Source organism: Patulibacter medicamentivorans, from assembly GCF_000240225.1.
GTDB classification, from domain to species: domain Bacteria; phylum Actinomycetota; class Thermoleophilia; order Solirubrobacterales; family Solirubrobacteraceae; genus Patulibacter; species Patulibacter medicamentivorans.
Genome location: NZ_AGUD01000234.1, coordinates 1 through 1,031, shown reverse-complemented (window position 1 = coordinate 1,031; position 1,031 = coordinate 1). Strand labels below are relative to the sequence as shown.

The 1,031-nt window shown below is 78.0% G+C and carries 1 protein-coding gene; it reads right to left on the bottom strand.

Annotated features, from left to right (window positions below; all coding sequences use genetic code 11):
- Positions 1-1,031, bottom strand: a 1,031-nt coding sequence (locus PAI11_RS25915) for a lytic transglycosylase domain-containing protein (RefSeq protein WP_138974348.1), incomplete at both ends; no start/stop codon positions are given.

Here is a 1,031-nt window from a genome sequence, read left to right as displayed (position 1 = left end):
CCGTGGTCGCGAGCCGCGCCGACGACGGGCGGCGACCGGCGCTGGCCGGCCCGGTCGGCACCGGGTCCTCGGGAACGCCGGCCGGCGGGACCGCGGTCAGGGTCGGGGCGGCGTCGGCCGTCGTGGCTGCTCCCGTCGCGGCGTCGTCGGCTGCGGCCTCGTCCGCTCCCGACCGGGTCGGCGTGCGGGAGTCGCGCTCGCGCTCGCCCTGTCCCGCGGACCGGCGCGGCACCAGGTGCTGGGTGGCCAGGCGGCCGAGCCCGGCGTAGCTGTAGCGGTTGCCGTAGGCGTCGCGGATCTCGACGAACCGCCCGAGCCGCGCGCTCTCGCCGATCCGCGTCACCGTTCCGTCCTGGACCGCGACCGCGGCCGCGCCGGCGGTCCCGCGGATCCCCGTCCAGCCGTCGGCGTCGGCCTTCGCCGCACCGTCGGCCGGCCGCCGCCCGCTGGCGGCCGGCGGCTCGTAGACCGGCAGCTGCCCGAGCGTCATCCCGGTCAGCGCGCCGATCACGTCGGCCGGCACGCGCGCGACCAGCCGCGCCCGCTCGAGCACGTCGCGGACGTACCAGTCGGCGTGGTTGTAGGCGAAGATCGCGCCCCGCAGGTCCTGGGCGGCGCCCGCCGCCCGCAGGTAGCGAGCGGCGGCGAAGATCGCGTCGACCGGGTTGTAGGGATCCCGCCGGCCGTCGCCGTTGCCGTCGACCCCGTAGGTCCTCCAGGTCGCAGGCATGAACTGCATCCAGCCCAGCGCGCCGGCGGTCGAGACGCTGAGGTTGCGCCCGTAGTCGGTCTCGATCTCGTTGATCGCCGCCAGCACCTCCCAGCGGATCCCGTACTGCGTGCCGGCCGCCTGGTAGATCGGCAGCAGGAACGGCGGGATCCGGAAGCGCGCGATCGAGAGCCCGGAGAGCCCGACCGCGGGCTGGCCGAGCGGGTCGCCGGCGGTCGCCGGAGCGGCGGCGGCGTCACGCGACGGCGCCGGGGCACCGCCGCTGGGCTCGGGGGCGGTGCCGCCGCCGGAGCGGTCGGGC